The 7,008-nt window shown below is 56.6% G+C and carries 8 protein-coding genes; all 8 read left to right on the forward strand.

What is annotated here, in order from left to right; genetic code table 11:
• Nucleotides 1–1,380 (forward strand): type VI secretion system tip protein TssI/VgrG (tssI, locus tag BN1130_RS18700; RefSeq protein WP_042043892.1); only part of this gene is annotated, 1,380 nt, incomplete at its 5' end.
• Nucleotides 1,380–2,273 carry a DUF4123 domain-containing protein gene (locus BN1130_RS18705; protein WP_042043895.1) on the forward strand — a complete coding sequence of 298 codons (894 nt, stop codon included), beginning with the start codon at nucleotides 1,380–1,382 and terminating at the stop codon, nucleotides 2,271–2,273. The genes tssI and BN1130_RS18705, both read left to right, overlap by 1 nt.
• A complete protein-coding gene (locus BN1130_RS18710) occupies nucleotides 2,270–5,449 on the forward strand; it encodes a T6SS effector BTH_I2691 family protein (protein ID WP_042043896.1) in 3,180 nt (1,059 codons plus the stop codon). The genes BN1130_RS18705 and BN1130_RS18710 overlap by 4 nt, the downstream gene beginning before the upstream one ends.
• Entirely contained in the window at nucleotides 5,449–5,949 is a 501-nt protein-coding gene (locus BN1130_RS18715) for an immunity protein TsiV2 protein (protein ID WP_052448267.1), read from the forward strand. The genes BN1130_RS18710 and BN1130_RS18715 overlap by 1 nt, the downstream gene beginning before the upstream one ends.
• Nucleotides 5,861–6,181, forward strand: coding sequence for an immunity protein TsiV2 protein (locus tag BN1130_RS22970; protein ID WP_503089938.1), 321 nt, complete (start codon nucleotides 5,861–5,863; stop codon nucleotides 6,179–6,181). The genes BN1130_RS18715 and BN1130_RS22970 overlap by 89 nt, the downstream gene beginning before the upstream one ends.
• 59 nt (nucleotides 6,182–6,240) lie before the next feature.
• Complete coding sequence (locus tag BN1130_RS18720) at nucleotides 6,241–6,507, forward strand: hypothetical protein (protein ID WP_042043898.1); 267 nt, start codon at nucleotides 6,241–6,243, stop codon at nucleotides 6,505–6,507.
• Nucleotides 6,507–6,947 carry an immunity protein TsiV2 protein gene (locus tag BN1130_RS18725; protein WP_052448268.1) on the forward strand — a complete coding sequence of 147 codons (441 nt, stop codon included), beginning with the start codon at nucleotides 6,507–6,509 and terminating at the stop codon, nucleotides 6,945–6,947. Before BN1130_RS18720 ends, BN1130_RS18725 begins: the two co-directional genes overlap by 1 nt.
• Nucleotides 6,947–7,008 (forward strand): hypothetical protein (locus BN1130_RS23305; protein ID WP_503089939.1); only part of this gene is annotated, 62 nt, incomplete at its 3' end. The genes BN1130_RS18725 and BN1130_RS23305, both read left to right, overlap by 1 nt.

Raw genomic sequence — 7,008 nt, forward strand, 5'->3', positions numbered from 1 at the left:
TCGGTGCGCACCAGCGATGTCGAGCTCAAGGACTACAGCTTCCAGACCCCGGCCTATGGCCTCTCCCATCAGGCGGTGGCCAGCGCCCTCGACCATCAACGGGATGCCTACCAGCATTTTGACTACCCGGGCCGCTTCAAGGCCGACCCCAGCGGCAAGGCGTTCAGCCAGTACCGGCTCGATGCCCTGCGCAATGACGCCGTGACCGGCCGCGGCCAATCCAACTGCGCCGCCTTGCAGCCGGGCCAGCGCTTCGCCTTGAGCGAACACCCCAACGCGGCCCTCAACGACGACTGGCAACTGGTCAGCATCCAGCACACCGGCAAGCAGCCCCAGGTCCTGGAAGAGGAGGGCGGCAGCGAGCCCACCGTCTATTACAACCAGTTTTCCGTGGTGCACGCCAAGCAGAGCTGGCGCCCCCAGATCCCCCACAAGCCCATGGTCGACGGCCCGCAAATCGCCTTCGTGGTGGGGCCGGAGGGGGAGGAGATTTACTGCGACCAGCATGGCCGGGTGAAGCTGCAGTTCCCCTGGGACCGCTATGGCAGCTCCAATGACATGAGCTCCTGCTGGGTACGGGTCAGCCAGGGCTGGGCCGGTGGCCAGTACGGCATGATGGCCATCCCGCGCATCGGCCACGAAGTCATCGTCAGCTTTTTGGAAGGGGACCCGGATCAGCCCATCGTCACCGGCCGCACCTTTCACGCCACCAACCGGCCGCCCTACGAGCTGCCTGCCCACAAGACCCGCACCGTGCTGCGCACCGAGACCCATCAGGGCGAGGGGTTCAACGAGCTGCGCTTCGAAGATCAGGCCGGGCAGGAGGAGATCTACATTCACGGTCAGAAAGACCTCAATGTGCTGATAGAGAACGATGCGGCCTGGCACATCAAGCACGACCAGCACAGCGACATCGACCATGAGCGGGTGACCCGCATCAAGGCCAATGACCATCTCACTGTGAATGGCGAGAAGCGCGATCACATCAAGGGCGATCTGTCGCTCAGCGTGGATGGCTCCCTGCACCAGAAGCTGGGGCAATCCCTGCTGGTCGAGGCGGGCTCCGAGGTCCACCACAAGGCGGGCATGAAGATAGTGCTGGAGGCGGGCGCCGAGCTGACGCTCAAAGTGGGTGGCAGCTTCGTCAAAATCGATCCGAGCGGTGTGACCCTCAGCGGCGGCAGCATCAAGCTGAACTCCGGCGGCAGCCCAGGCAATGGCTCCGGCTGGGCGGGCAAGATGCCGACCCTGCCTGGTGAGGTGGAAGTGGTGGCGCCCCCTGCTCCCATGGACCCCGTTCGTCAGATTGCGACGCTCAAATCGGCCGAGCCCGTCTGCGAGATCTGTGAGCAATTGGCGGCCAAGGAGGGAGGTGCCTGATGCAATCCTGCCTTACCCAGACTCGGCCGGATATACAGTTATCTGACTCAGAACGGCTCTATTTGCTGCTCGATGGCGGCCAGATAGCCGCACTTGAGCAAAGCCTGTTCGAGGTAGAGGGTTCGCCTGACTACCAGCCGCTCTACCTCTATCAACCCTGGGACAGCCTGAGGGAGGCGAGTCCCTGTCTGGTCAGTGCCAGTGCGGCCCTGTTAGAGTGGTTTATGGAAAAGCGTGAATCATCATGGGGTTACCTGTTATCTTCCCCCCTTTCATTGTTGCCGTTGGCCGAGAGTCTGCGCACGCTCATCGAGGCCGAGAGCCCCTACGGCAGCCGGGTACTGCTCAAGCTGGCCATGCCGGAGACGGCGTGGCGGCTGTTTGATGGCGACGATGGCTGGCTATGGCAGGGGGTGAGTCAGGTCTGGATCCCGATCAGAGCCGGGTGGCAACACAAACAGGTGCCATCGCCGCTGTTGCCCAGACAAGGGGATCGCCTGCGACTGACCGATGAACAGTGGACGCGCTTGGGGGAGGTGAGCTGGCAGCACACCCTGGACGCCATCTCGCGCCACATGGCCACATGGTTTCCCGCGCGTTTGGCCGAGCAGCCTGATGCTTCCCAGTGGGTCGCCCAGTGGGCCCAGTGGGGTTATGACAAGGGGTTTCAGAGCGAGCGGGATCAGCTGCTGATGTTCAACGTGCTGGGTTATCTGGGCCTGGGGGCAATGCAGGCCCCCGATGTTGCGTCAGCCCAGTCTGGCGAGGATGAGCATGCCGATATCCGGCAGTTGATCCTGTCCACTTCCAGTCAGACCCCCTCCCAGCGAATTGAACGGGCCGCCGAACTGGCCCAGACCCGCGTGCAGAACAAGAAGGAGATAGTGGCATGAGCACCCCCAATCAGGCTGCCCAGTGCGCAAGTCCGAGCGATGGCAAAAACCCAAACGGGGCTTGTCCGTTCAAGAACAAAGAGATAGCCATAGTACCGGTACGCTATGCCCTGGATGAGGTGTTTGCATCACCCCAGCGTCAGCCGCACCCTTTGCCAAGCAACGATTTCAAGGGTTCCCTGGCGCTCAAGGGCCGAGCCTACACCCTGCGCCAACTGCGCGATGGCTGGCTCTATGTCTATGACGAGACGGCCAAGGTGCTCGATGAGTACGAGATCAAGGGGGCGCAATTTATCAGCGCCAGCAAGGGGAGCAAGGGACACCTGCTCTACCCGGCCCCCCACCCCCTGATGCTGACCTACTCCCCCGAGCGCTGGACCGCCCGCATCAAGAGTGAGATGACGAAAAATGCCAGCCTGCGTGGTAGTTGGATGCGCAAGATCACGCCACTCAGCTTCGCCGCCACCTTGAAGGCGGCCCATTGCGGGGTAACGAACTTGCTTGCACAGGTGGCGGATCTTGGCATGCCGAATCAGGGATTCCTGCTTAGCTGTACCCCTCTGTCCCAGCCCGAAGAGGAGGGGAAACAGGGAGCCATCAAGCTGTTGCGGCATAAACCCGCCGGGACGCCAGCGGCCTACAAGGCGGGAATACCGGATCCCAAGAGCGCCATGGTGGTAGCCCTGGATGATCCCTTGGCCGATCTCGCCGACCTCAGCATGGAGGTCAACAATCTGTTGGCCAGGCGCGAGGCCTTGCTGGGTGAGAATGACGCCATCAGAAAAACCAACAGCCACAAGCTGATGATGGCCGAAGTAACTCGCAATCTGGCCCGGGTGCGGCTCGATGACAAGGAACTACCTGCCTCTGTTAGAGGCAATGTGGCCAAGACCCAGGCCTTTGAAGAGGCGCTGGATGATTATCTGGGGGACCGGTATCTCGCCGATTCAGAGAGCATGAGCGCAGAGCCCGGCATGGTGACATTCAACTCCCCCATGGCCCAGCAAGCCGATGCCAAGCTCCAACGCCTGCGCGACCAATACGGTTTCAACCCTTCCAGCAAGCAGGTCAATCAATGGAGGGAGCGTGCCGCCTTCCAGGATGAGGTCAATTGGAGCGGCCTCAATGGCTTTATCAAGCAGTATCAAGTGCCCCTCAATGAGCTGGAACTGGCTCTGGGCCGTGCCCACGAAGATCTGCGCAATGGCTTGACCCGCCTCAAGGCCGATCCACTGCCCTTTGGTCTGGATAACAGGACGACCAGGGGACAGGCCTATCTGTTGACCCTGATAGCCGAAGCGGCGCAGGCGACCACCCTCAGCTGCACCAGTCAGGACCACAAAAAAGCGCTGGAAAAACTGCTCGATGAGAAACGTCGGGACAACCTGCTGGCGCTGGCTCCCTATGGTTTTGATAGTGATCTGCACAAGGGGTTGAGCGAGCAGACGGTGGACAATACCTGGCTCAGTACCTCCTCGGGTGACATGACGGCTCTCTTTGGTAGAACGGCCGACCTAGAAACGCTATTAGGGGAGGAGAGGCTCAAGCAGAAGCCCTGGTTCCAGGCGGTCGAAGCCGTGATCGATGCCATAAAAGGGGCGGGTCAATCCCTTGCCAAGGGGGCTCACGCCCAGATCATTGCGGCCATCTTGCCCCATGCCTGGAAGAACAGTCTGGCAGGCAACTTAAGGCTGGTACTGCTCGAATCCCTGCTTGGTGACAAGCCGCTCCAGGTCGACAGCGGTTTCAAGATTCGCTGGGGCGGTTTCCAGAGCAAGATGCAGCCTATCGTCAAGCAGATCGCCGTCATCTCCTCGCCCCCGCCCGGGCGCAACACCACAGTGCAAGCCATCAATGGCCAGTTAAGGGCCTTGCAACAAGAGCTCGATACCCTGATAGCCGCCGAGATGCCGCAACTGGTCAGACTCAAGGGCGAGCTCTACCAGCAGCAGGCACGGCAATATATCGGCGACTATCTGGCCAGTGCGCGAGCTGGGGTGAGCAAGGGGATCTCGGCCATGAATGAGCGGGTGCCCAATATGGGCAGCTTCGGCGGCTTGGTGGCCCTGCTCAACCTCTGGAACCTGAGTGTGGTCATTGCCGGGACGGCGCAAAATGCCAAGACCTTGGGATGGGACCGAGCCTCACTACAGCTGGGCGCAACCCTTGCCTGGACAGGGAACGCCATTGCTGCGCTCTATCAGGGGGCTGTGTGGGAGAAGCTAAAGCCGCTTACCACTGATGGGGGTAAACGAGCCCTGACAGCAATCTCGATAAAAGCAGCAATAAAAGAAGGTGAGCATGCGGTCTGGGTTAGAAGCTTTGCCTGGCGTATGGTGGCTTTTTCTAGCCTGGGTATGGTGGCGGCTGGGGCAGAAATGTGGGACACCTTCCAGGCCAGTCAGGATCCCCTGATAAGTGGTATGGAAAGGACGCTCTTACAGATGAAAGCAGGGGTATTGCTGGGGCAGGGAATTATCTTTGGCGCACAACTCTTCTATCTATTGGGTAATGGACTGGGTTTCTCATCAATCGCAGCGATTTTTGCGCCCTGGATGATAGTCGGACTCTTTGTGCTGGGCATCGCCTATCTGGTATTGACTGTGCTGCTCAATATTTTCAAACGTTCGGATCTGGAGAAATGGTTGCTGCAATCCACCTGGGGCAAGCAACCCGCCAACTGGTCCGCAGAAGACGAACTGGCTCGCTTTGAATTGCTGGTCAATAAACCGGGCGCCAGCCTGACGGTGGTGCGCTCCGCCGCTCAAGGCTGGATGGACAGCGGCCGCGCTCAGTGGCAATTACAGCTGTCTCTTCCCGCTCACCTGCGAGGGCAGACCATAGGGTTAAGTGTCATCGGTCAACCCCTGGCACGGGCTGGCCAGATGGTGCCGGTGCGTTCCAAAGAGGATCTGGTCCGCTATAAGGCAGCCATGCAGCCCAAGACGCTGGAGACACAGCGCGGACGTTGGGATGGCATGGTTTATACCCTGCCGCTGGGGGTCGATACCAATACTGCCATCAAGTTGGAGCTGGGCTATCTGGGTGGCATGGTACAGCGGCAATTTGTCTTCAAGGGCAGTGGTAATAACAACGGTGCTATCACGCTGGATGCCAGCAGTGGTGAGGTGAACTCTATGCCTGCACTAGTAGTTGGCACGCAAGGGAATAAATAATGAACGAGGAAATCGAGGTGAGCGAGCAGGACATACCTTTTCATCTGTTGCCGCAGGCAGAGCAGCAACGCATTCTTGATGCCAATCAGAAAAAGGTGCGAGAGGCACCAACTCTTCATGAATGGGATATTCGAGTTCCAGTAGCATTTGCCTGGCTTGGGATACTCTTTTTAATCGGAATACCTACCTTGATTGGTGGTGTCATGATATGGAATGAGTCATCCAATGGTTGGATATTTATTATAGTGGGTGCGATTATGTTTCCCTACCTACGCTATTTAGTTATGGCGGATAAAGACTACCATTATCGGTTAACCACGGAGGGTGTAGTCGTCACTTATCAAGATGCCATTCCTGAAGTGGCCTACACCATAGTGCGTGGCTTGGCTTGGCTTGGCTTGGCTTGGTGTGGTGATATGTGTCATAGCTGTTGCCATATTGGGGCCATTAGCCTTGGTTGGTGCAGGTGGCATGGCGCTCTTTGCGGTATTTTTCACTGACTTTAAAAGTGAAATGTCAGAACATGAAACAATGTTTAAAAAAGACTGGCCCTACACTCTTTCCATTTCTAATAAAAAAAAGGCACTGAGATTTGAATCCACGCCCTTTAAAGTCGCATATAGCGACAATTTATATTGTAAGTCTGAGGATTTTGAACGTGTTATTGAAATGATTAAAAATCAAATCAGGTGTGTTGATATAAAGAATATAAAAGGTCATCCAATGATTTGATTTTAATATCTCTACTGCGATTGAAAATAATCGTTATTGCCATCCACTGAGAAGCCAGTTTGTTCGATGGACAAGCTGGCTTACTATCCGGCGATCTTCTTGAGCCCCAATACGGAAATTTGGGTGGCATGGTCTATACCCTGCCGCTGGGGGTCGATACCAATACAGCCATCAAGTTGGAGCTGGGATATATGGGTGGCATGGTACAGCGGAAATTTGTCTTCAAGGGCAACGGCAATAGTGGTGGACCTATCACTTTGAATTCCAGCAGCGGTGAATTAAGTTCTATGCCCGCCCTGGTAGTTGGTAAGCAAGGGAATAAATAATGAACAACACGAATGAAGCAGCTGAGGCAAGCGAGCAGGAGACGCCTTTTCATCTGCTGCCGCAGGAAGAGCAACAACGTATTATCTATGCCAATCAGAAAAGGGTGCGTGAGGCACAAAATCTTCATGAATGGGATATCCGGGTATCTACAGCATTTGCATGGCCAATAATATTAATAGTCGTTGGCTCTATGATGCTATTTGGAGGTGCGGCGGTATGGTTTGCTGGCGATAATGATTGGACTTTTGTTTATATGATGGTCGGTATATCGATAGTGATGACGCTCTATTTACGTTATTTGGTGATGGCAGATAAAAACTACCATTACCGGCTGACGACAGAAGGCTTAATCGTCACTTATCATGATGCCATTCCTGAAGTGGCCTACACCATAGTGCGTGGCTTGGCTTGGCTTGGCTTGGGGTGGTGGTTTGCGTGATGGCGGTGGCTGTATTGGGGCCATTAGCACTGGTTGGCGCAGGTGGCATGGCGCTCTTTGC

Source organism: Aeromonas rivuli, from assembly GCF_000820045.1.
GTDB classification, from domain to species: Bacteria; Pseudomonadota; Gammaproteobacteria; order Enterobacterales; family Aeromonadaceae; genus Aeromonas; species Aeromonas rivuli.

Coding starts and splice junctions, on each gene's coding strand:
- BN1130_RS18705 (WP_042043895.1), top strand. CDS start 1,380: ATGCAATCCTGCCTTACCCAGACTCGGCCGGATATACAGTTATCTGAC.
- BN1130_RS18710 (WP_042043896.1), top strand. CDS start 2,270: ATGAGCACCCCCAATCAGGCTGCCCAGTGCGCAAGTCCGAGCGATGGC.
- BN1130_RS18715 (WP_052448267.1), top strand. CDS start 5,449: ATGAACGAGGAAATCGAGGTGAGCGAGCAGGACATACCTTTTCATCTG.
- BN1130_RS18725 (WP_052448268.1), top strand. CDS start 6,507: ATGAACAACACGAATGAAGCAGCTGAGGCAAGCGAGCAGGAGACGCCT.